19 protein-coding genes and 1 pseudogene are annotated in these 22084 nt (G+C 72.7%); 13 read left to right on the top strand and 7 right to left on the bottom strand.

Annotation, left to right across the window (positions count from 1 at the left end):
• Positions 1–239: 239 nt before the first annotated feature.
• Positions 240–1046, bottom strand: a complete 807-nt coding sequence (locus ACLJOU_RS21830; RefSeq protein WP_410569502.1) for a hypothetical protein — start codon at positions 1044–1046, stop codon at positions 240–242.
• Positions 1047–1048: 2 nt separating this feature from the next.
• Here ACLJOU_RS21830 and ACLJOU_RS21825 point away from each other — a divergent pair, with 2 nt between their 5' ends.
• Positions 1049–1240, top strand: coding sequence for a hypothetical protein (locus tag ACLJOU_RS21825; RefSeq protein WP_410569501.1), 192 nt, complete (start codon positions 1049–1051; stop codon positions 1238–1240).
• 48 nt (positions 1241–1288) lie between these two features.
• Here ACLJOU_RS21825 and ACLJOU_RS21820 read toward each other — a convergent pair whose 3' ends face one another.
• Positions 1289–2185, bottom strand: coding sequence for a LysR family transcriptional regulator (locus ACLJOU_RS21820; RefSeq protein ID WP_410569500.1), 897 nt, complete (start codon positions 2183–2185; stop codon positions 1289–1291).
• Positions 2186–2255: 70 nt separating this feature from the next.
• Between ACLJOU_RS21820 and ACLJOU_RS21815 the strand changes: the two genes are divergently transcribed.
• Both ACLJOU_RS21815 and ACLJOU_RS21810 read left to right on the top strand, forming a co-directional pair.
• Entirely contained in the window at positions 2256–3017 is a 762-nt protein-coding gene (locus ACLJOU_RS21815; protein WP_410569499.1) for an alpha/beta fold hydrolase, read from the top strand.
• A gap of 9 nt (positions 3018–3026) precedes the next feature.
• Positions 3027–3803: an alpha/beta fold hydrolase gene (locus ACLJOU_RS21810; RefSeq protein WP_410569498.1), complete on the top strand. Its 777-nt coding sequence runs from the start codon at positions 3027–3029 to the stop codon at positions 3801–3803.
• On the opposite strand, the gene ACLJOU_RS21805 is transcribed toward ACLJOU_RS21810, so the two are convergent.
• Together ACLJOU_RS21805 and ACLJOU_RS21800 are read right to left on the bottom strand one after the other, a co-directional pair.
• Positions 3787–4719, bottom strand: coding sequence for an SGNH/GDSL hydrolase family protein (locus tag ACLJOU_RS21805; RefSeq protein ID WP_410569497.1), 933 nt, complete (start codon positions 4717–4719; stop codon positions 3787–3789). The genes ACLJOU_RS21810 and ACLJOU_RS21805 overlap by 17 nt on opposite strands.
• Positions 4720–4807: 88 nt before the next feature.
• Complete coding sequence (locus tag ACLJOU_RS21800; RefSeq protein ID WP_410569496.1) at positions 4808–5428, bottom strand: class I SAM-dependent methyltransferase; 621 nt, start codon at positions 5426–5428, stop codon at positions 4808–4810.
• 74 nt (positions 5429–5502) lie between these two features.
• Between ACLJOU_RS21800 and folC the strand changes: the two genes are divergently transcribed.
• Positions 5503–7158 (top strand): bifunctional tetrahydrofolate synthase/dihydrofolate synthase, encoded by a 1656-nt coding sequence (folC, locus tag ACLJOU_RS21795; RefSeq protein ID WP_410569495.1) that lies wholly within the window; start codon positions 5503–5505, stop codon positions 7156–7158.
• 38 nt (positions 7159–7196) lie between these two features.
• Complete coding sequence (locus ACLJOU_RS21790; protein WP_410569694.1) at positions 7197–7553, top strand: DUF4233 domain-containing protein; 357 nt, start codon at positions 7197–7199, stop codon at positions 7551–7553.
• 8 nt (positions 7554–7561) lie between these two features.
• Here the strand turns inward: ACLJOU_RS21790 and ACLJOU_RS21785 are convergent, their stop codons facing one another.
• Complete coding sequence (locus tag ACLJOU_RS21785) at positions 7562–8455, bottom strand: SDR family oxidoreductase (RefSeq protein ID WP_410569494.1); 894 nt, start codon at positions 8453–8455, stop codon at positions 7562–7564.
• Between the two features lie 88 nt (positions 8456–8543).
• Here ACLJOU_RS21785 and ACLJOU_RS21780 point away from each other — a divergent pair, with 88 nt between their 5' ends.
• Positions 8544–9113: a TetR family transcriptional regulator gene (locus tag ACLJOU_RS21780; RefSeq protein ID WP_410569493.1), complete on the top strand. Its 570-nt coding sequence runs from the start codon at positions 8544–8546 to the stop codon at positions 9111–9113.
• A gap of 22 nt (positions 9114–9135) precedes the next feature.
• On the opposite strand, the pseudogene ACLJOU_RS21775 reads toward ACLJOU_RS21780, so the two are convergent.
• Positions 9136–11492 (bottom strand): annotated as a pseudogene (locus tag ACLJOU_RS21775) (penicillin acylase family protein).
• Between the two features lie 124 nt (positions 11493–11616).
• Here ACLJOU_RS21775 and ACLJOU_RS21770 point away from each other — a divergent pair.
• From ACLJOU_RS21770 to ACLJOU_RS21740, 7 genes are all read left to right on the top strand, one after another.
• Positions 11617–13182 (top strand): alkaline phosphatase D family protein, encoded by a 1566-nt coding sequence (locus ACLJOU_RS21770; protein ID WP_410569492.1) that lies wholly within the window; start codon positions 11617–11619, stop codon positions 13180–13182.
• A gap of 59 nt (positions 13183–13241) precedes the next feature.
• The gene (ndk, locus tag ACLJOU_RS21765) at positions 13242–13652 is read left to right on the top strand and encodes a nucleoside-diphosphate kinase (RefSeq protein ID WP_043777641.1); all 411 of its coding nucleotides are present in this window, start codon (positions 13242–13244) and stop codon (positions 13650–13652) included.
• A gap of 70 nt (positions 13653–13722) precedes the next feature.
• Entirely contained in the window at positions 13723–14442 is a 720-nt protein-coding gene (locus ACLJOU_RS21760; RefSeq protein ID WP_410569693.1) for a maleylpyruvate isomerase family mycothiol-dependent enzyme, read from the top strand.
• Between the two features lie 111 nt (positions 14443–14553).
• Positions 14554–17859, top strand: a complete 3306-nt coding sequence (locus tag ACLJOU_RS21755; RefSeq protein WP_410569491.1) for a phosphodiester glycosidase family protein — start codon at positions 14554–14556, stop codon at positions 17857–17859.
• A complete protein-coding gene (locus ACLJOU_RS21750) occupies positions 17859–18845 on the top strand; it encodes an ABC transporter ATP-binding protein (protein WP_410569490.1) in 987 nt (328 codons plus the stop codon). The genes ACLJOU_RS21755 and ACLJOU_RS21750 overlap by 1 nt, the downstream gene beginning before the upstream one ends.
• Complete coding sequence (locus ACLJOU_RS21745) at positions 18845–19648, top strand: ABC transporter permease (RefSeq protein ID WP_410569489.1); 804 nt, start codon at positions 18845–18847, stop codon at positions 19646–19648. Before ACLJOU_RS21750 ends, ACLJOU_RS21745 begins: the two co-directional genes overlap by 1 nt.
• A 1-nt stretch (position 19649) precedes the next feature.
• Complete coding sequence (locus tag ACLJOU_RS21740) at positions 19650–20471, top strand: ABC transporter permease (protein ID WP_410569488.1); 822 nt, start codon at positions 19650–19652, stop codon at positions 20469–20471.
• A gap of 9 nt (positions 20472–20480) precedes the next feature.
• Here the strand turns inward: ACLJOU_RS21740 and ACLJOU_RS21735 are convergent, their stop codons facing one another.
• On the bottom strand, positions 20481–21905 hold the full coding sequence (locus tag ACLJOU_RS21735) for a S8 family peptidase (RefSeq protein ID WP_410569487.1): 1425 nt from the start codon (positions 21903–21905) through the stop codon (positions 20481–20483).
• Between the last annotated feature and the right edge of the window lie 179 nt (positions 21906–22084).

The following is a 22084-nucleotide window of genomic DNA, read 5'->3' as shown; positions in this document are numbered from 1 at the left end:
CGTCGAGGGGTGGGCCGGCATTGCCGCCGTTCGGCGCGTTGACAACTCGCCGCGCACCGGGGGACAGTCGGTCGGTGGTCGATGACCGGCTTCCAGGGGAGTCCGAGCTGCGCGAGAAGCAGTATCGGTGCCCGGTCCCCGGCTGTCGGCAGAAGCGTCGTTCTTTCAGCCGGCCTGATTGTCCCCGGCATGGCTTGCCGATGGAGCCGGTTGGAGGCGGCAAAGGCTGAACAGGTTGCTCAGTCGGCGGGAGTGGAGAAGATAACCTTCAGGGTCGTGCAGTATCCCCGTGCGCTCGTGATCGCGGCCGAGTAGCTCGCGAGCGCGAGCAGCAAGAACACCATGGTGATGACGGCCGTGCCGAGCAACGAATTGCGGGCAGGCGCGAGTAGCGCAACCGTAAGCGCCGCCAGTCCGAGATTGACGAAGATCAAGGTGCAGTACATGTCCAGGCGGGTGCGGAACTGGTCGTGGTGGAGCCTGAGCCGAGCCGGGATCGCATCGCCGCGCCGCAGAACGAGATCTTGTGTTTCCTGACCACGGTTGATCGAGTCTTCCGTCGCCCGAAGGATGTTGCCGAGCTTAGTGGGCAGCGTTCGGTGAGGAGCGGGGTAATCCTCTCTGGCTTGCTTGATCCGCGACAGCTTGCCGACTGCGTCGGGAGGGAGAACCTGCTGCCAGTCGAATGCGGCGGCCTCCCGCTGTTCGCGCGTGGTCGGCCCCTCTTTCTCGCGGCGGGCCTCCACGATCGCGCGGATGAGCGGCCGGGGGAAGTCGCGTAGGAGCATCCTCAAGATCGCCCGCTCGAACGCGTAGTCTTCTTCATGCTTGAGCTTGGCGTCGAGATTGGCTCGTCTCTTCGTCTTGCGTCGCACCATGAGGCGGTAGATGCCCAACCACACGAGCGGGCCCTTCCAATAGCCCTCGAAGAACCGGATCGCCGAGAACGAGAAGGCCTGGCTGACCAACGCGGCCAGGACGAGCGCGAACAACAGCACGACGAGGATGCCCAGCGGCTTCGCGGTCAGCCCCGACCACCGCGGCACCGATGTCGAAGTTGCCCTGGCTCCGTAGCTGGAGCAGGACGGCGCCGCAGCCGACCAGCATGGCGGCCGGCATCCAAGCGCTCAAGCTCAGCTGGTCGAGCACCTTGCCGATGAACTGGGACAAGCCCTCGGGCGGCTTCTGCTCCTTCTCGGCGGGCTTGCTGCCCGGCTCGGCGTCGGCCACCCGGACATGATGGCCCATCGGCGACCTCCGATCCGGGCAACGCGCCGAAACTGGCGACTCAGTCCGCTTCTATCGTCCGGGCCGCCTCGATCAACGCCACCAGTTCCGTGGTCAACCGCCGGTCCGAGAGTGTTGCCAGGTACGTCTGCATCCGTGGTGCCGGCTCCCGCAGCGGGCGGAACACCACCCCCGGCACCGGCAGCAGTTTCGCGTGCGCCCGGTAGAACACCGTCCAGTGTGGACGGCCGAACCCCAGCGTTCCCAGCGTGTCCTGCGCCGTCGTGAAGTCCGCACCCAGCAACGGCTCGAACCCCGCCGAACGGCAGGAGGACACCACCAGTTCGTACAACGGCCGATTGCGCGACGGAGGGCTCAACCGCGCCGGAAGCGATGCCAGTGAAGCGAACGAGACCTCCGGCGCAGCGGCCAACGGGTGGGAAGCCGGCAGCGCGACCCAGACGTCGTCCATCCACAAAGGAGTGAAGTCCAGCCCCGCGGAAGGCCAGGACCCCCGCACGATGGTCGCGTCCAGGGAGCCGTCCCGGACCCGCTGCAGGCGCTGCACAGTCGGGGCGTGGACCAGCTCCAACGACGCCGAAGGCGCCAGCCGGGCGAACGCGCGCAGCAACGCGTCCAGCCGGTCGCCCAGGCCTTCGCTGGTCCCCAGCCGGACCAAACCGCCGGATGGCGCCACCGCTTCGCGGGCGCGCTCGGCCGCCGCCAGCACCGCCCGTGCCTCCGGGAGGAACCGGCGGCCCGCCTCCGTCAGCGCCACCGATCGCGTCGTCCGCGAAAACAGCGGCACGCCCAGCGACCGCTCCAGCCGCCGGACCTGCTGGCTCACCGCCGGCTGGACGATGTGCAGGCGCTCCGCCGCGCGGCCGAAGTGCAGCTCCTCCGCCACCGTCACGAAGTACTTCAGCTGACGCAGCTCCACCGGCCGCCCCCCATTCATCAGGCTTCGTGATCAGTGTAGGAGCGGACTGCTCATCGAAAACAGCGGACCGGAAGGCTTCCATGAACCCATGCCGATCATCGAAGTCAACGGGATCCGCCTCCACTACGAAGACGCCGGGGCCGGTCCCGCCCTGCTGTTCCTGCACGGGTGGGGGACCAGCGGCCGCGTCTGGCAGTCGTGCCTGCCCGATCTCGTGCGCGACCACCGCGTCGTCACCCTCGACTGGCGCGGCTGCGGCCGCTCGGACCACCCCGCCGAGGGCAACACCATCGACGGCGTCACCGAGGACCTCGCGGCCGTCGTCAAGGCGCTGGCCATCAAGCCCACCGTCGTCGGGTCGAGCATCGGCGGCGTCTTCGCCACCGAGCTGGCCCTCGCCCACCCCGATCTCGTCGAACGCGTCGTCGCCGTCGACAGCCCCGGGTACTGGCCCAGCACCGGCATGCGGAAACTCGTGCAGGACCTGCGGGTGCGGCTCGTCGACGACCGGGCCGGCGCGCTGGCGGGCTGGGTGCCGAACTGGTTCGCGCCGGGCGCCTCACGCGAGCTCGTCGACTGGACGGTCCGGCAGCTGCTCGACTCCGGCGTCTACATCGACGCCCTGTTCACCGAGTGCACCACCTACGACCCGCGGCCCCGGCTGGCGGGCCTCGCCGTCCCGATCACCTACCTGCACGGCGAACTCGACGCCGAAATCCCGCTCGAAGTGCCGCGCGCCTGCGCCGCCGAGACGCCCGGCGCCCGCGTGCACGTCCTCGCCGGCTGCGGGCACCTGCCGCACCAGGAAAACCCGCGCGCGTTCACCGCCGCCCTCCGCGAAATCGCCTGAAGGAAGACCATGCCGAAAGTGACAGTGGACGACGCCGTCGTCCACTACGACCGGACCGGTGACGGTCCCGCCCTGCTCCTGCTGCACGGCACCGCCGCCTCCCGCGAGCAGTGGGCACCGCTGACCGCGCAGGCGACCGGCTTCACCGTCCTCGCTCCCGACTTCCCCGGCTCCGGCCTGACCACCGACGACGGCGGCCCGCTCACCGTCGAAGGTCTCGCCGCCCAGGCCGAAGCGGTTCTCGACCACGCCGGCATCGAGAAAGCCCACGTAGTCGGGCACTCGCTGGGCGCGGTCGTGGCGGCCCACCTCGCCGGCACCCGCCCGGACCGCGTCCGGAAAGCCGTCCTGCACGCCGCCTGGCCCGTCACCGACGTCCGGCAGGACGCCGAATTCCGCTACTGGCTGGATCTGCTGGAAACCGGGGCCTTCGCCCGCATGCTCCCGCTGATGGCCTTCGGCCCGCGCTACTGGGAGCAGGCCACCGCGGAGAGCAACGAACAGCTCGTCAAGACGCTGGAGACGGTGATCCAGCCCGGCGCGGACCGCCAGATCGGCACCGACCGGGCCGTCGACCTGCGGCCGGTGCTCGGCCGGATCACCGCGCCGGTGCTGGTGCTCGGCAGCGCGCACGACCGGATCGTCACCGCGGCCCAGCAGGGCGAACTGGTCGCCGCCATCCCGGACGCGCGCGCCGCCGAGATCGACGCGGGGCACGGCGCCCCGGCCGAGCTGCCGGCCGAGTTCGCCCGGCTCGTGCTGGACTTCGTCAGCGCAGCGTTTTGAGCACCACCGTCTTGAGCGCCACCGTCTTGAGCACCACCGCGGCCATGCCGGCCATCCCGGCCTTCAGGGGGTGGTAGGCGGCCGCGGCGAAGACGTTCAGGTCCTTGCCGTTGATCCACGCCGAGCCGCCGCGGGCGCAGGCGTCGTGCCCGCGGGACGGGCCGAACGTGTCGACGTAGTCCGCGTCCCCGCTCGCCGCCGCGTCTTCGAGGGCTGCGTTGAGGTCGCTCTGGACGCGGTTCAGCCAGGCGTAGTCGCCGTCGGCGAACGGGAGGATGTCCGGGCAGTAGCCGCTCTCCGGCGCGATCCGCGGGTAGCCGACGACCAGCACCCGCGCGCCGGGTGAACGCTGGTGGATCGCGGCCAGCACGGCGCCGATCCGCGGCTGGATGGCGGTGATCGCCGTCGTCACCGTGTCGACGCCGTTGGTCGTGAAGTGCTTCTCGCAGGGGTTGCCCGTCGGGTCGCCGGCCCGCAGCCCCGGGCACGTCTTGGTCAGGCTGCCGAACAGGCCGTAGTCGTTGCCGCCGAGACCGAGGGTGACGAGGTCGGTGTCGATCCGGAGGGCGTCCAGCTGCGGGGCGTTGGTGCCGTTGAGCGGGACCTGCTGGGCGCGGGTCATCGAACCCGTGTCGGCGCCGGCGCAGCTGACGTCGGTGAACGCGGCGGGCTTGAGCGCGGCCGCCACGACCGACGGGTAGTTCGCCGTCGACCGCGCGCAGCCCAGCGGGTCGTACCGCTGGGCCGGGATGAACGGCCCCGAGGTGTAGGAGTCGCCGAGCGCGACGTAGTGGTGGAGCTGCCCGGCGGCCGACGCGGCGGTGGTGGCGGCGGCGGTGGTGGAGGTGGCGGTGGTGGTGGCGGTGAGCAGGATGGCTGCCGAGGAGACGGCGACGAGCAGCCGGGTGGTGCGCATGGAGACCCCGATCTCGCTGGTGGAACTGCCGCCACCAGATCTAGCGAGCCGGGGCCGCCGAGGGGACGGACTTCACCCGCCAGTCGGGTCACCGCCGCTCATGCTCACGGTAAGTGATCAACGTGCGCCAGAAGAGCAGCGGCCGGACGGTGCTGCCGGGCAGCAGCCGCGCCGACTCGCGGCGCAGCTCGGCCAGCGTCGGGTAGTCGTCGACGACGGGGGCCTTCGGGCCCTCCTCGGGGCCGCCGTTGAGCCGTTCGCCGGCGTAGACGACCAGCCGCGCGAGCGCGTTGACCGGGAACGCCGCGAGGGCGCGCGCCCAGTCCGCGGGGGTGCTCGGCCGGGCCAGGCCGAGCACCACGAGCACCCCGCCCGGCACCAGCGCGCGGCGGAGCTTGGTGACCGTCTCGAACGGCATGTGGTGCAGCGACGCGAGGCACGAGATGTAGTCGTAGTGCGCCTCGGGCAGCGGGTCGGTGGTGACGTCGGCCTGCCGGTAGACGATTTCGCCGGGGCCCGGCGACCCCAGCCCGGAGGCGGCCTCGACCATCGCCGCCGAGACGTCGACGGCCTCCACCGCCATCCCGGTCGCGGCCAGCCGCCGGGCGAACCGCCCGGTGCCGCAGCCGACGTCCAGCGCGATCCCCGGGCCCGGCGGCAGCAGGTCCAGCAGCAGCGGGTGGTAGTGGTCGTTGTGGTTGAACGGCATGCGTCGAGAGTGCCACCTCCGCACGCACGTAGACTCGGAAGGCAAGTGCGAAACCCCAGGCCGGAGGAGATTCAGTGCCGCAGGATGAGACAGGTCGCAGGCCGGACCTGTCGGATCTGGACAGCTTCGCGGGCGTCGACGAACTGGGGACGTCGGGGTACGAGGAGTCCGACGACCACGACCCGGAGCTGGACGTCCGCGACACCGCGTTCGAAGCCGGCGGCGGCTCGCGCGGCGGCATCGGCGGTGTCGGCCAGCTCGGGGACAACCTCGCCACCGGCCCGGTGCCCGACCTCACCGTGCCCGAGGACACCGAGCTGCACGAGCTCGACGACCAGGGCGAGCAGGCCGAGTACGGCGACCCGGACGGCCCCGAGGCGCGGCGCGAGCTGCTGGCCGTCGAGGCCGAGCTGAACCAGCGGTGGCCGGAGACGAAGATCGAGCCGTCGCTGACCCGGATTTCGGCGCTGACCCAGCTGCTGGGGGAGCCGAACCGCGGTTACCCGGTCCTGCACGTGGCGGGCACGAACGGCAAGGGCTCCACGGCCCGGATGATCGACGCGCTGCTGACCCGGATGGGCCTGCGCGTCGGCCGCTACACGAGCCCGCACCTGCAGCTGGTCACCGAGCGGATCGCGCTCGACGGCCGCCCGATCTCCGCCGCGCGCTACGCCGAGCTGTGGCACGACATCGCGCCGTACGTGTCCATGGTGGACGGTGCGTCCGCGGACGGCGTCGAGCTGAGCAAGTTCGAGATCCTCACCGGGATGGCGTTCGCCGCGTTCGCCGACGCCCCGGTGGAGGCCGCGGTGCTCGAAGCGGGCCTGGGCGGTGCCTGGGACGCCACGAACGTCGCGAACGCCGACGTCGCCGTCATCACCCCGATCGGCCTCGACCACGTCGAGTACCTCGGGCCCGACGCGGTGAGCGCGGCGCGCGAGAAGGCGGGCATCATCAAGCCCGGCTCGGTCGCGGTGATCGCCGAGCAGGACCCCGAGGTGCTGAAGGTGCTGCTGGAGCGCGCGGTCGAGGTCGACGCCGCGGTGGCGCGCGCGGGCAGCGAGTTCGGCGTGCTCGAAAAGGAGATCGCCGTCGGCGGGCAGCTGCTGAAGCTGCAGGGCCTCGGCGGCGTGTACGACGAAATCTTCCTCCCGCTGCACGGCGCCCACCAGGCCGCGAACGCCGCGCTCGCGCTGGCCGCGGTCGAGGCGTTCTTCGGCGCGGGCAAGGACAAGCAGCTGGTCGTCGAGGCCGTGCGCGAGGCGTTCGCCGAGGTCGAGACGCCGGGACGGCTCGAGCGCGTCCGCTCGGCCCCGACGGTCCTGCTCGACGCGGCGCACAACCCGCACGGCGCCCGCGCGCTGGCGGCGACGGTGTCCGAGGAGTTCGCCTTCCGCCGCCTGGTCGCGGTGGTCGGCGTGATGGCCGAGAAGGACGCCCACGGCATCCTCGACGCGCTCGAGCCGGTGGTCTCCGACATCGTCGTGACGCGCAACTCCTCACCGCGGTCGATGCCGCTGGAGGAGCTGAACGAGCTGGCGATCTCGGTGTTCGGCGAGGATCGCGTGGTCGCCGAAACGGACCTGGAGACGGCGATCGAGACGGCGATCGCGCTCGTGGAGACGAACGACGACCCCGAGGAACCCCTGGCGGGTGGCGGCGTGCTGGTCACCGGCTCGGTGGTCACGGCGGGCGAGGCGCGCACGCTGTTCGGGAAGGAGCCGGCGTGACGTCGCAGCCTCCGGAGAAGCCCAAGCCCAAGGACCCGATGAAGGGCTTCCGCGGCGTGATGTCGGGGACGCTGATCATGGAGGCGATCACGGTCGCCCTTGCCCTCCCGGTGGTGAACAAGCTGGGCGGCGGCATCTCGACGGGCACCGGCTGGACGGTCATCGCGGTGGCGGTCCTGCTGGTCGTGACGTGCGGGTTCGTGAAGCGCCCGTGGGCGGTGCCGGTGATCCTGGCGCTGCAGGTGGTGCTCGTCGCGCTGGTGTTCTGGCTGCCGGCGATCGCGGTGCTGGGCGTGATCTTCCTGGCGGTCTGGCTGTGGCTGCTGTGGCTGCGCCGGGACGTCGCCCGCCGGATGGCCGCGGGGACGCTGGCGAGCCAGCAGCCCCAGCCCTGACCTCCTCCTCAGAGGTAGTCGCCGTCGGCCACGTCGTCGAGCAGCGACGGGTGGCGGGGTGACCAGCCCAGCGCTTCCCGCGTCCAGGCGCTGGAAACCGGCGCGTTGAAGCCGTACACCCGGGCCATGAACGGGCTCGCGTAGTGCCCGGCGGCCTCCTCCGGCGTCAGGGAGACCACCGGCAGGTCCAGGCCACGGCCGATCGTCTCGGCGATGCTCCGGAACGGGACGTTCTCCGCGGCTCCGTGCAGGACGCTGCCGGCCGGCGCCTGCTCCAGCGCCAGGCGGAACAGGACGGCCGCGTCGAGCCGGTGCACCGCGGGCCACCGGTTGCCGCCGTCGCCCACGTAGGCGGACTTCCCGGTTTTGCGGGCGGTGTCGACGAGCATGCCGATGAAGCCGTGGTCCCCGGGGCCGTGCACGGTGGGTGCGAGCCGGACGACGCTCGCCCGCACCCCGCGATCGGCGAAGTCCAGGCAGGCCCGCTCGCCGGCGATCCGGAACGCGGCGAGCCCGGACGTATCCGGTTCGTCCCGCTCGGTGCTTTCCCGGCCGGCGGGCATGACCAGCGTGCCGGACGTGCTGACGAAGGGCTTGCCCGTGTGCTCCAGCCCGCCACCGAGGGCTTCGATGGCGGCAGTGTCGCGCCGCATCATGTCGTCGGGGTCGCTGAAGTCGCCGCCGAAGGCCATGTGCAGGACGCCGTCCGCGGCTTCGGCGCCGGCGCGCAGGCTGTCGAGATCGGTGAGCGAGCCGGGGTGCGGGGTGGCGCCGAGCGCGGCCAGCCGGGCAGCGGCCGCGGCCGAACGCGCCAGGCCGGTGACGGTGTGGCCGGCCGCGAGCAGCTCGGCGACGACGGCGGGGCCGGTCAGGCCGGAGCCGCCGGTGACGAACACGTGCATGGGAGTCTCTCCGGGGTAGTGACAGTGACTGACGCTACCGACTCTACCGCGTAGTGTCAGGCGCTGTCGCTACCGGTAGGCTGACGCCGTGCCCCGCAGTGGAGAAGATGCCCGCCGCCGCCTTCAGCAGGCGGCCCTGGAGCTGTACGGCGAACGTGGGTTCGACCGGACGACGACGGCCGAGATCGCCGCCCGGGCCGGCGTCACCGAACGCACGTTCTTCCGGCACTTCCCGGACAAGCGCGAAGTGCTGTTCGACGGCGAAGCCGACCTGCGCGCGGCCCTGACCCGGTCGGTGGCCGACGCGCCCGCGGGCCTGCCGGCGCTCGAAGTGCTGGTCCGCGCTTTCCGGGCGGCCGGGCGGATCCTGGCGGCGAACCGGCCGTTCGCCGAACCGCGGCTGGCGGTCATCGCCGCGACCCCGGCGCTGCGGGAGCGCGATCTGGCCAAGGCCGCGGCGATGGCCGAGGCCCTGGCGGCGGCGCTGCGCGAGCGGGGGGTCGGCGACCGGCCCGCCGCGCTGGCCGCCCACGTCGGCTGGATCACCTTCCACCACGCGGCGGGCGCCTGGATCCGGGAGTCCGCGCGCAGCCTGGACGAGCACCTCGACGAGGCGTTCGCCGAGCTGCGGGCGCTGTCGGCGGAGACGAGCGGCTGAGCGCCCGCCTCCGCCGGGGCCGTCAGCGCAGCACGACGATCCGCAGCGCGGGGGAGCGCACGATGTCGGCCTCGCAGAACCGTTCCTTCACCCAGGCACCACGGCTGAAGAGCTTCGTCTGGTCACTGAAGTACGGCGATGCCGGGTTGGCCGACTGCGAGTACGTCAGCAACGTCGAGGCGTCCGGGCACGCGCGCCCGCCGAACCCGACCACCTGGATGTAGCTGGAGCCGTGCGCCACCTCGGTGTTGCCGCGCGCCGGGTCCCACACCGGCGTGATCACGTTGAGCACGCCGAGCTGGCCCTGGCTGCCGTGGATCGGGATGCGGTCGCCGTTGCGGGTGACGGACTGGCCGTCGCGCAGCGGCGCGTCCGGGGCGAGCCCCGCCGCACGCAGCTCGGCAAGCGCGTTCCCGAACGCCCGCTGAACGTCCGCGTTCCCGACGTTCAGCGTGTTCGGCGTGGTCAACGGTGCTTTCGGGTCGAACGGCACGGTGAACCGGGGCAGGCCGCCGAGCCGCGCGGCGAACCGCTGGAACAGCAGCGAACCCCGGCTGTCGAGCGAATACGTGTGGTCCCAGTTCGCCAGCGCGGTGCACGCCGGGCCGACCGGCACCGGGCCGGACGACGACGGCGCCCGCCCGTCCGGGAACGATGCGCACAGCTTCGCCAGGTCCGCCGCCGCGAGGTCGGCGAACAGGCTGTGGTCGGCGAAGAGCATCGTCTTCACCGACTCCGTGCTGAACCCGCCCTTTTCGGCCGTGAGCAGCGCTTCCCGGGTGCGTGGGCTGCGCTCGGTGGCCTGGTCTCCGACGATGTGCGGGTACCCCGTGATCGGCGCCTTCGCGTTCGCCAGCCAGGCGCTGTCGTTCGTGTTCAGTTCGTAGTCCCGGCGCTGCTGCTGCGGCAGGCGGGCCGGCGCGAAGATGCCCGGTTCCACGGCTCCGGGGTCGGAACCCCACCGGCAGGACGACTTCCCACCGTCCAAAATGGCCAGTTGATCACCGGGGAATGTCTGCTGCCCCAGTGGAGTGCTGCACGCCTTCGCCAGCTCGTCGGTGACGTGGGGGACGACCTGGATGTCGGCGTAGAGCGCGTTGCCCGCCCGGTCGGTGGCGATCGTGTTGACCCACGGCACGCCCTGCGTGCGGCTCAGCGTCTTGACGATGTCGGCCGTGCTGCGGGCCTGGTCGAGCTCGAACCAGGTGTTCAGCCCGCGCAGGTTGGTCGCGTTGGCGTCGCGCAGCGCGTACGCCGACTTCGCCGTCCACGGCACCGAAAAGCCGCCGACGTCGTTCAGCACCGGGCCGTACCGCGTCGCCCAGAAGGTCCGGTGGACCGGCTGCAGTGAGCCGTCCGCTTGGCGGACCTCGACCGTGACCTCGCGGGAGGTCATCTTCTCGGCCTTGCCGTCGACCAGGTACGTCGTCGGGTCGCCGGCCGTCAGCGGCACCTCGAACAGGCCGAACGTGACCGGCGTCGACACCGTGTGCGTCCAGGCCGCGTCGGCGGTGTGCCCGATCATCACGAACGGCATCCCGAGCAGGCTCGCCCCGGCCACGTCCACCCGGCCCGGGACGGTCAGCTGGCTCTGCCAGAACCGCCGCCCGTCGTGCCAGGGTAGTGCGGGTTGCCCAGCAGCACGCTGCCCTGGCCCGCCGCGGTCCCGTCGCTGCCGATGGCGATGCCGTTGCTGCCGAGCCCGCCCTTGCCGAGCCCGTCGCGCAGGCTCGCGGACAGCTGTGCGGCCGTGCCCGGGCTCGCGGTCGCCGTACCGGACGGCGGAGTCGCGAAGAGGCCTTCGGTGACGAAGCCGAGGCCGCCGGTGACGGCGATGGCGTAGAAGTGCCGGTAGAAGTCCTGTTCGGTGATCGGCCGGACCCAGTCCGCGCCGCGGCAGGCCGGATCGGTGATCCCGGTCCGGCCGGTGCGGGCCAGGTAGGCGTTGAAGCCCTTGACGTAACCCGAAACGACCTGCCGGACCTCGGGCCGCGGCCCCTGCGGCGCGGGTTGCGCGGCCAGCCGGTCGGCCACGCCGGAGTCGTTGAGCTGCTGGAAGAACAGGTCGCTGTGCAGGTTGGTCTTCGCTTCGGACAGCGACCGGTAGCCCTCGCCGTCCGGGCCGAAGTACCGCGACCGCTGCGCGCTCACGGTGACGTAGATCTTCGCGAGCTCGCAGACGTTGTCGGTCGCCGCCGCGAAGCCGTACCCGTAGCCGAGGCCCGCGAAGTCCTTGGCGACGATGTGCGGGATGCCGTGTTCGGTGTAGCGCAGAACGGCTTTCGCGCCGTCTTCCCCCGCCGTGGCGACCCCGGTGGAGAGCGTGGTGACGGCCAGCGCGGCCGAGAAAGCAGCCAGCGCCTTGCGGATGTGTCCCATTCGAACCCCCTTGTCGTGATCGCCACGCTACCGACGGCGATGACGTCCGCACATGGGGGAAACCCCCGGTATTCGTTCACCCGCGCGCAAACCGGCGTTGGCCGCGGCGGGATAGAAACCGCGCATGACCGAACCGACCCACCATTCCCGCCGCACGCTCCTGAAGGCCGGGCTCACCGGCGCTTCCGCCGTCGCCGCCGCCGGCGCCGGTCTCGTCGTGCCCTCGGCGGCCTTCGCCGCGGTCCCGCTCGTCCGCCGCGACCGGCCGGTGCTCACCCACGGCGTCCAGTCCGGCGACGTCACGCCGGGCTCGGCCATCGTCTGGTCGCGGGCGGACCGCCCGTCGCGCCTGGTCGTCGAGATTGCGCGGGACCCGTCGTTCCGGCACGCCCGCCGCGTGCCGGGCCCGCTGGTGGGTCCCGACAGCGGCGGCACCGGCCGCGTGCGCGTCCCCGCCCTGCAACCGGGCACCGAGTACCACTACCGCGTGACGGCCGAAGCCCTCGACGGGCGTGCGGCGAGCGAGCCGCTGACCGGCCGGTTCGCCACCGCGCCGGTGGGCCGCCGGGACGCCCGGATCCTGTGGTCGGGTGACGTCGTCGGCCAGAACTGGGGGATCAACCCGGGCCTGGGCGGCATGACGATCTTCTCGGCGATGGCGGCCCGCTGCCCGGACCTGTTCCTGCACAGCGGCGACACGGTGTACTCCGACGGCCCGCTGACCGAAACCGTGCCGCTGCCCGGCGGCCGCACCTGGCGCAACGTCGTCACGCCGGAGAAGTCGAAGGTCGCCGAGACGCTCGACGAATTCCGCGGCCAGCACGCGTACAACCGCCTGGACGACAACTTCAAGCGCTTCGCCGCGCAGGTGCCCGCCTACGTCCAGTGGGATGACCACGAGGTCCTGAACAACTGGTACCCGGGCAAGATCCTGGACAACCCGGCCTACACCGAGAAGCGCGTCGACGTCCTCGCGCCGCGCGCGTACCAGGCGTTCCACGAATGGCATCCGATCGACTCGCGCCGGGCCGTCGACGGCCGCGTCTACCGCAGCTTCACCTACGGCTCCCGCGTCGAGATCTTCGTGCTGGACATGCGGACCTACCGCAACGCCAACACGGCGGACCGGACGAAGCCCGGCTACATCCTCGGTGACGCCCAGGTTCGCTGGCTGGCCGACGCGCTCGGCCGCAGCACGGCGACCTGGAAGATCGTCCAGGCCGACATGCCGCTGGGCTTGGTCGTCCCGGATGGCGCCAACATCGAGGCCGTGGCGAACAACCTGCCGGGCGCGCCGGGCGGCCGCGAGACCGAGCTGGCGTGGGTGCTGCGGGAGATCCAGCGCCGCCGCGTCCGCAACGTCGTCTGGCTGACCGCCGACGTCCACTACACCGCGGCGCACCACTACTCGCCCGATCGGGCGGCCTTCCAGGACTTCGACCCGTTCTGGGAGTTCGTGTCCGGGCCCCTGAACGCGGGTGCGTTCGGGCCCAACACGCTCGACCCGACGTTCGGCCCGCAGGCGGTGTTCGTGCACGCCCCGCCGGCGGCGAACACGGCCCCGATCGACGGCTTCCAGCACTTCGGCGAGCTGAACGTCGACGGCGCGAGCGGCGACCTCACGGTGGACCTGCGCGCCGCCACCGGGGCGTCCCTGTGGTCGAAGACACTGCACCCGCAAGGCCGCTGAGCAGGGTCGGCTAGGCTCGCGCGCACCGAAACCCACCTTAATCAAGGAGAAACACCGTCGTGACTGAACGCACGCTGGTCCTGGTCAAGCCCGATGGCGTCGCGCGCGGCCTCGTCGGCGAAGTCGTCTCGCGGATCGAGCGCAAGGGCCTCAAGCTCGCTGCGCTCGAGCTGCGGACCGTTCCGCAGGCGCTGGCCGAGGAGCACTACGCCGAGCACAAGGAGCGGCCGTTCTTCGGCGACCTGCTGGAGTTCATCACGTCGGGCCCGCTGGTCGCGCTCGCCGTCGAGGGGCCGCGCGCCATCGCCGCGTTCCGCCAGCTCGCCGGCGGCACCGACCCGGTCGAGAAGGCCACCCCGGGCACTATCCGCGGCGACTTCGCGCTGGAGACCCAGTACAACCTGGTCCACGGCTCCGACTCGCCCGAGTCGGCCGAGCGCGAGCTGAAGCTCTGGTTCCCCGACCTGTGATGCCCGTGGACCGGGGCCACGTCCGCGTGGCCCCGGTTCCCTTTTTCCCGGAGCCCGCATGACAGCCCGCATGACGACGATGCCGTTCGCACCGCGCGACTACCTCCCGGTGCTGGCCGAGCTGACCGGCGCCTTCACCGAGGCGCTGCGCACCACCGACCCGGCCGCGCCCGTCCCGGACTGCGGGGACTGGACCGTCGCCGACCTCGCGACGCACCTGGGCAACGTGCACCGCTGGGCCGCGACCGTCGTCCGCACCGGCGAGGTCCAGCCGCAGGACTTCGCCGCCGAGGCGAGCGCCGACCTCGTGGCGTGGTACGCCGAAAGCGCGCAGCTGTTGCTCGGCGAGCTCGAGGTCGCCGACCCCGCAGCGCCGTGCTGGCACTTCGGCGGCACCGGGAAGACCAAGGCGTTCTGGTTCCGCCGTCAGGTCCACGAAACCGCCGTCCACCTGGCCGACTCGGGAAGCGGGCACGCGCTCGACCCGGCCGTCGCCGCGGACGGGGTCGACGAGGTCCTGACCGTCTGGCTCCCGCGGGTCACCCGCTGGCACCCCGCGCCGTCGCTGGCCGCGCCACTCGCGCTGCGCGCCACCGACACCGGCGACGCCTGGACGCTGCACCCGGGGCAGCCGCCCGCCCTCGGCCCGGCCGTCGAGCCCGCCGCGACCGCGGAGGCGCCGGCCCGGGACCTCCTGCTGCGCCTGTGGAAGCGAACGGCCACCCCGCCGCGCCTGTCCGGCGACACCGCGCTGGCCGGACAGTTCCTCCGGGCGCCGGTCACGGCCTGAGCCGGGAGCTGTTCTAGACCATTCAGGCGGCGTTCACCGGGAAGCCTTCCCCCGGCCGTGCCGCTGCGCTGTGCTGGTCCGGTTCACTCTCACGCGATACTGGGGTACCCGGTGAAGAAGTCACGCTCAGCGCTGCCGCTCGTCGCCCTGTTCTCGACCGTGTTCGTCGTCCCCGCCCACGCCGACCCCTTGGCCGCACCGCTCGGCACGCCGCCGGTCGAGGCCGCGCCCGCCGCGTCGTCGGCCCGCGAAGGCGTCACCACCTTCGCCGCCGCGGACCCCGGCGACGGCCTGGTGACCGGCAGCGCGACCACCGAGGTCGCCCCCGGGCTCCGCCTCACCCAGTTCGACCGGTTCGACCCGGCCGGCTGGATCCGCGGCGACACCCTCGCCGTCGACCTCGGCAGCAAGGTGCTCGAACCGACGTACCTGAGCCCCGGGACGGTTTCCGCGCGCACGCCGCTGTCGCAGCAGCTCGCGCGGGCGGGCGCGGTGGCCGGCGTCAACGGCGACTTCTTCGACATCAGCGCCACCGGCGCCCCGATCGGCGTCGGCATCGACCGCGGGCAGCTGCAGACCGCCCCCGCCGCCGGGCACAACCTCACCGCGTCGATCACCGACGCGGGCAAGGCCGCCCTGGCCTCGGTCTTCCTCGAAGCCACCGTGACGCTGCCCGGCGGCACCGTGCCGGCGACGAACTTCAACAGCCCGGTCCTGGGCACGGACGCGATCGGCGTCTACACGCCGTTGTGGGGTGCGTCGAGCCGCCGGACGTCGGTCGCGGGCGCCACCCGGGTGCGCGAGGCCGAACTGCGCGACGGCGTGGTCACCGCCGTGCGGGAGCAGCCCGCCGACGGGCCCATCGCGGCGGGGACGACGGTGCTCCTGGCCCGCGAAGCCGGCGCGGACGCGCTCGCCGCGGTGAAACCGGGTGACAAGGTCGGCGTCACCTACGCACCGCGCTCGGACGCCGGGAAGATCGCGGTCGCGGTGGGTGGCAACGAAGTCCTCCTCCGCGACGGCGTCGTCCAGCCGGTCGACAACGTCGCCATGCACCCGCGGACCGCGGTCGGCTTTTCCGCCGACGGCCGGAAGCTGTGGCTGGCCACGGTGGACGGAAGGCAGGCCGACAGCCGCGGGATGACCGAGCTCGAACTCGCCCGGCACATGAAGAGCCTCGGCGCCGACGACGCGATCAACCTCGACGGCGGTGGGTCGTCGACGCTACTGGCGCGCAACGAAGGCGAAGCGGCGCCGAGCGTCCGGAATTCGCCGTCCGACGGCGGGGAACGCCTGGTGCCCAACGGGATCGGCTTCACGACCGTGCCGGGCAGCGGCCGGCTCACCGGCTTCGCACCCGTGCCGGCCGTGGCGGCCGACGGCGCGGACCGCGTGCTGTCCGGCCTGACCCGGCACCTGGTCCCCGACGGTCACGACGAAACCGGCGCCGCCGTGGCCGCCGAGCCACGCTGGAGCACGTCGGACCTCCGGCGGGCGACCGTGACCCGCGGCGTGGTCACCGGGCACAGCGCGGGTGCCGTCGACGTCGTCGCGCGGTCGGGCCGGGCTTCCGGGAAGACGGCGCTTTCGGTGCTCGGCAAGCCGGTCCGGCTCGGCACGAGCACCGAGCAGGTCGCGCTGTCCGGCGCCGGCGCGCGAAGCACCTTCAAGGTCTACGGCTACGACGCCGACGGCTACGGCACCTGGCTGGAGCCCGACGACGTCAAGCTCGACTACGACCATTCGGTGGTGCGGGTCGAACCGTCCGGCGACGGGTACGCGGTCACGGCGCTGACCTCCTCCGGCGCGTCGGCGATCACCGCGTCGGCGGCCGGCCTGACCACGCACCTGGCTGCTTCGGCCGGCACCGTGGCACAGGTGGCGTCCCCTTTGGACGGTCCGGCGGGCTGGACGGCCACGGTGTTCCCGGCGGTCGTCGGCGCGGCGCTGTCCGCCGCGCCCGGCCGCGACGGCGGCGCGGGCCTGGCGCTGGACTACCGGCTGACCGGCACGACGGCCACCCGCGCGGCGTACGTGACGCCGTCGTCCCCGCTGCCCGTCCCGGAGGGCACGCAGAAGATCGGGCTGTGGGTGAACGGCGACGGCAAGGGCGCCTGGCTGCGGGCGGAACTGCGCGACGCGGCCAACGTGGCGTCCATTGTGGACCTCTCGCTGAGCGTGGACTGGACGGGCTGGCGGTACGTCACGGCGGCGATCCCGGCGGGACTGCCCGCCGGACAGCGCCTGGCGCGCTTCTACGCCGTCGAAAACGTGCCGGACCAGCAGTACGAGGGCCGGCTGGTGTTCGACGACCTGACCTTCGAGGTGGCGCCGACGACGACCGTGCCCGCCGATCCGGCCCCGCACGACCCGGCGCTGGTCACCGACGGCGTCCTGGCCGGCGGCCTGCGGGTCGCGGTGGTCAGCGACGCCCAGTTCACCGCGGACGACCCGGCGGGCCCGCTGGTCGCCCAGGCCCGGCGGGCGCTGCGCGAAGCCGTCGCGGCGAAACCGGACCTGGTGCTGATCAACGGAGACTTCGTCGACCGCGGCACGGCACCGGACTTCGCGCTGGCCCGGCAGGTCATCGCCGACGAGCTCGACGGCAAGGTGCCCTGGTACTACGTCCCGGGCAACCACGAGGCCGAAGCCGGCAACGGCCTCGCGAACTTCCAGGCGGCGTTCGGCGTGCCGTACCAGGTCGTCGACGTCCACGGCATCCGGCTGGTGCTGCTGGACTCCTCGCGCGGCTCGCTGCGGGCCGGCGGCTTCGACCAGGTCCGGATGCTGCGGTCGGCGCTGGACTCCGCCGCGGCCGACCGGTCGGTCCGCGGGGTCGTCGTCGCGATGCACCACCCGGTCAAGGACCCGAGCCCGACCGGGAACTCCCAGCTCGGCGACCGCAAGGAAGCGACCCTGCTGACGCAGTGGCTCACCGGGTTCGAGCAGGCGTCCGGCAAGCCGGCCGCCGCCGTCGCCTCGCACGCCGGGGTGTTCTCGCTGTCCCGGGTCGACGGCGTGCCGTACCTGGTCAACGGCAACTCGGGCAAGGCGCCCGCGGCCGCGCCGGGCGACGGCGGGTTCGTCGGCTGGACGCTGCTGCGCGTCGACCCGGCCGACCGCGCCCAGCCGGTGCGGTTCGAAACGCGCCCGAACGTCGACTCGCTGACGCTGACGCTGACCGGGCCGTCGTCGCTGGCGCCCGGTGACCGGGCGCAGGTGCGCGCGACCCTGCGGCAGGGCACGCGGGACGTGCCGGTGGCCTACCCCGTGAGCGCCGACTGGACGGTCGGCCGGGGGGTCGTTTCGTTCGACCCCGCTTCGGGCGTGCTGACGGCGGTGCGGCCCGGGGTCGCGCGGCTGTCCGTGCTGGTGAACGGCGTCTCGCAGACATTGGTGGTGACGGTCCGCGGCTAATGCGTTCGGTTTTGTCGGTGGTGGGTCCTAGGGTGCGAAGGGTGGACGAATCGGAGGACCGGGAACCGGCACTGGTGCAGGCCAAGGCACTGGTGAAGCGCTTCGGCGGGTTCGAAGCCGTGCGCGGGATCGACGTCGAGGTGCGGCGCGGGGAGGCGTTCGGCTTCCTCGGCCCGAACGGCGCCGGCAAGTCGTCGACCATGCGGATGATCGCGTGCGTGTCGCCCCGCACCGACGGTGACCTCCGCGTGCTGGGGCTGGACCCGGAGGTCGCCGGCCCGCGGATCCGCGCGCGCCTCGGCGTGGTGCCGCAGCAGGACAACCTGGACGTGGAGCTGACGGTCCGGGAAAACCTGCTGATCTACGGCCGCTACTTCGGCCTGTCGCGGGCGGCGGCGCGGCGCAAGGCCGCGGAGCTGCTGGAGTTCGCGCAGCTCACGGACCGGGCCGAAGACAAGGTGGACCCGCTGTCGGGTGGCATGAAGCGGCGGCTGACGATCGCCCGCTCGCTGGTCAACGACCCCGAGCTGCTCCTGTTGGACGAGCCGACGACGGGCCTCGACCCGCAGGCCCGCCACCTGCTGTGGGACCGGTTGTTCCGGCTCAAGGCCCAGGGCACGACGCTGATCGTCACGACGCACTACATGGACGAAGCCGAGCAGCTGTGCGACAGGCTGGTGGTGATGGACCGCGGCCGCATCGCGGCGGAGGGCTCCCCGGCCGACCTGATCCGGCGGTACTCGACGCGCGAGGTGGTCGAGCTGCGGTTCGCGCCGGGGGAGCAGGTCGCGGCGGCCCAGCACGTGCAGGGGCTGGTCGAGCGCGTGGAGGTGCTCCCGGACCGGGTCCTGCTCTACAGCGACGACGGTGAGGACACCTTGGAGCACGTCCATTCCCGCGGGGCCCGGCCGCTGTCGAGCCTGGTGCGGCGGAGTTCGCTGGAGGACGTCTTCCTCCGGTTGACCGGCCGGACGCTGGTGGACTGATGGCGACGATCTCGACCGGCCGGGTGGTCGGCACGTGGCAGGGCGCCTGGCTGCAGGTCGAAGGCCGCTGGACCTGGTACCGCCGCCATTGGGTGTCCACTTTGTACTCCACCGGCCTCCAGCCGGTGCTCTTCCTCGCCGCCATGGGGCTGGGTTTCGGCTCGCAGGTGCGGCCGGGCGCGGTCACCGGCGGCCTGTCGTACCTCCAGTACATCGCGCCCGCCCTGCTGGCCGCGGGGGCCGCGCAGCAGGCCGTCGGCGAGTCGAGCTACCCCGTCCTGTCCGGCTTCAAGTGGCAGAAGGACTACCTGGCCGTCACGGCGACGCCGGTCTCGCCGGGCCAGGTGTTCGGCGGGCACCTGATCTGGTCGGCCCTGCGCCTGACGCTGGCGGGGGCGATCTACGCGTTCGTCGCGCTGTTCTTCGGCGCGTGGACCGGGCCGGGCGTGCTGCTGGTCATCCTGGCCGGCACCGTCACCGGCCTCGCCTGCACCACGCCGATGGCCGCGTTCGCGGCACGCACCTTCGACGAGGGCCAGCGGTTCGGGCTGATCTTCCGGTTCGTCGTGATGCCGATGACGTTGTTCTCCGGCACGTTCTTCCCGATCTCCCAGCTGCCGGCGGCGATCCGCTGGCTGGCCTGGCTCTCCCCGCTGTGGCACGGCACGCAGCTGGCCCGCGGCGTGAGCGTCGGCGGCGTCGGCGGCTGGGCGATGCTCGGCCACTTCGCGGTGCTGGTGGCGCTGTTCGCGGCCGGGTGGGTGCTCGCGCACCGGGCCTTCTACCGGAGGCTGGTGGTCTGAGATGACGACCGTCGAGGCCCGTGCCGGGCTCCTGCTGCGCATCCTCCCGCCGGCGTTGTACGCGGGCCGCGCCCGCATGCTCGTCGAACGCTCGGTCATGGTGTCCCGCGCCAACTGGCTGCTGTTCCTGGCCGGTGCGGTCGAGCCGTTCCTCTACCTGCTGGCGTTCCAGCTCGGGTTCGGCAAGCTGGTCACCGAGGTGGCCGGCCCGGACGGGCACCCGATGAGCTACGTGGCGTTCGTGGCGCCGGCGCTGCTGGCGACGTCGGCGATGAACGGCGCCGTGTTCGAATCGACGTACAACCTCTTCTTCAAACTGCGCTACGCGAAGCTGTACGACGCGATGCTGGCGACCCCGATCGGCCCGCTGGACGTGGCCCTCGGCGAGATCGGCTGGGCGATCACCCGCGGCGGCATCTACGCGGTGGCGTTCCTCGCGATCTCGGGGGCGATGGGACTGCTGGCGTCCTGGTGGGCCCTGCTGATGGTCCCGGCGGCGCTGCTGGTGGGCCTGGCGTTCTCGGCGATCGGCATGGCCATGGTGACGTTCCTGCGGTCGACGGCCCAGTTCGACTACATCCAGCTGATCCTGACCCCGATGTTCCTCTTCGCGACGACGTTCTACCCGCTGTCGGTGTACCCGGAGCCGCTGCAGTGGGTGGTCCGCTGCCTCCCGCTCTACCACGCGATCGAGCTGATGCGCGGATTGGCGACGGGCATCCTGTCGGCCGGCATGCTGGTCAACCTGGCCTACCTGCTGCTGCTGGGCGCGGTGGGCCTGTGGGCCTCGACCCGCCGGATCGCCAAGCTCCTGCTGACGTGACGCCGGGGGTCAGCGGGCCTGGTCGGGCGGCCCCTCCGGCACCGCGGCCGGCACCGGGACGTGCACCATCCCGTGCCCGTAGAACCCGTTGTAGCCCTCGTACCCGGCGCAGTAGGCGTCCTGCAGCCCGTCCCCGGTCAGGTCGTAGTCGGCCGGGCACGCCATCGGCGCGGCCTGCGCCTCGAGCGTCCGCTGCAGCTGCCGGGGCCCGGCCTCCGGAGCCGCGGACGCCAGCAGCGCCAGCACCCCCGTGACGTGCGGAGCCGCCATCGACGTCCCGCACAGCGGCGCGTACCCGCCCGGCACCGTCGACAGCACGCACCCGCCCGCCTCCCCGCCCGGCGCCGTGAGGTCGATCACGCCGAGCCCGTAGGAGCTGTAGCCCGCCTTCACCCGGTCCGGGCCGACGGCCGACACCGCGACGACGTCCCGCAGCCCGGCCGGGAGGGCTTCGCAGCCGCTGCCCGCCCCGCGGGTCCCCGACCGCGCCGACGGCGTCAGGTCCACCGCTTCGTTCGTCGCCGCGGCGACGTTCAGCGTTCCCGCCGAGGTGCTGTACTCGACCGCGCGGGCCAGCGCTTCGCGCACCACTCCGCGGTCGTTGCCGCGGATGCAGGACAGCGTCCACGGGTTGACGAAGAAACTGCTGTTCGTCAGCCGCATGTGCCGGGTGGCGGCCCACATCAGGCCGCACACCGCGGCCTCCGGATCGGCGTACCCGCGGTCGTCGATCACCTTCACCGAAGCCACGCTGACCCCGGGCGCCACACCTGTCACGCCGTGCCCGTCGTCGGCCGCCGCGATGATCCCGGCCACGTGCGTGCCGTGCACCGACGTCGTCGGCGCCCACGCCGACGGGGACCGGTCGGGGGCACCGGTCAGGCAGCCGGCGGAGTCGCCGCGGTCGAGCGCGCCGGTCAGGTCCGGGTGGTCCGGGTCGATCCCGGAGTCGAGGACCCCCACGACGACGTCCCGGCGGCCGGCCGGGGCGTCGGGGCCGTGCGCCGCGCCGATCATCCGCATGTCCCACTGCTGCCCGCCCAGGTCCGCGGTGGGTACCTTCGCGGGGTCGGTCGCGGGCAGCGCGGCCCGCACCGGCTGCGGTTTGACGTCGGCGCGCTGCGCGGCCAGCCGCTCGGCCTGCGCGCTGAACGCCCGGTCGAGCCCGATCCGCCGGCCGAAGCCCGGGTCGCCGGAGGTGGCGACGGCGACGGCGATCTGCGGGTAGTAGACGGTGGTGGTCCCGCAGGCGCCGTCGATCTCCGCCCGGGCCGCGCCCTCCGACGTGCCGCGGTCGAACGTGACGACGTAGCGCAGGGCCCGCCCGTGGGCGCAGCCGGACTCGCCTGCCGCCGCCGGACCGGCGATGACGCACCCGGAAAGCAGCAGGACGGTGCACACGGCCGCCCGCAGCGGCCGCGCCAGCAGGGACACCGGACCTCCCACCGGATGCAGGAACCGCGGGGGCCGGTGCGCGAGATCCCGGTCACCCCGAGCCGCACCGTAGCCACCGCGTGCCCGGCGGACAAGCGCTGCGGCGAAGTTCCCCCGGCCGTGGGGTGGCCGGGGGCGGTACGGCGCGCCCGGGTGCCTGCGGTGAGGTACCGAGTACA

It is taken from the genome of Amycolatopsis sp. cmx-4-61 (genome assembly GCF_046548775.1).
Taxonomy (GTDB): domain Bacteria; phylum Actinomycetota; class Actinomycetes; order Mycobacteriales; family Pseudonocardiaceae; genus Amycolatopsis.
This window is presented reverse-complemented; position numbering and strand designations above follow the sequence as displayed.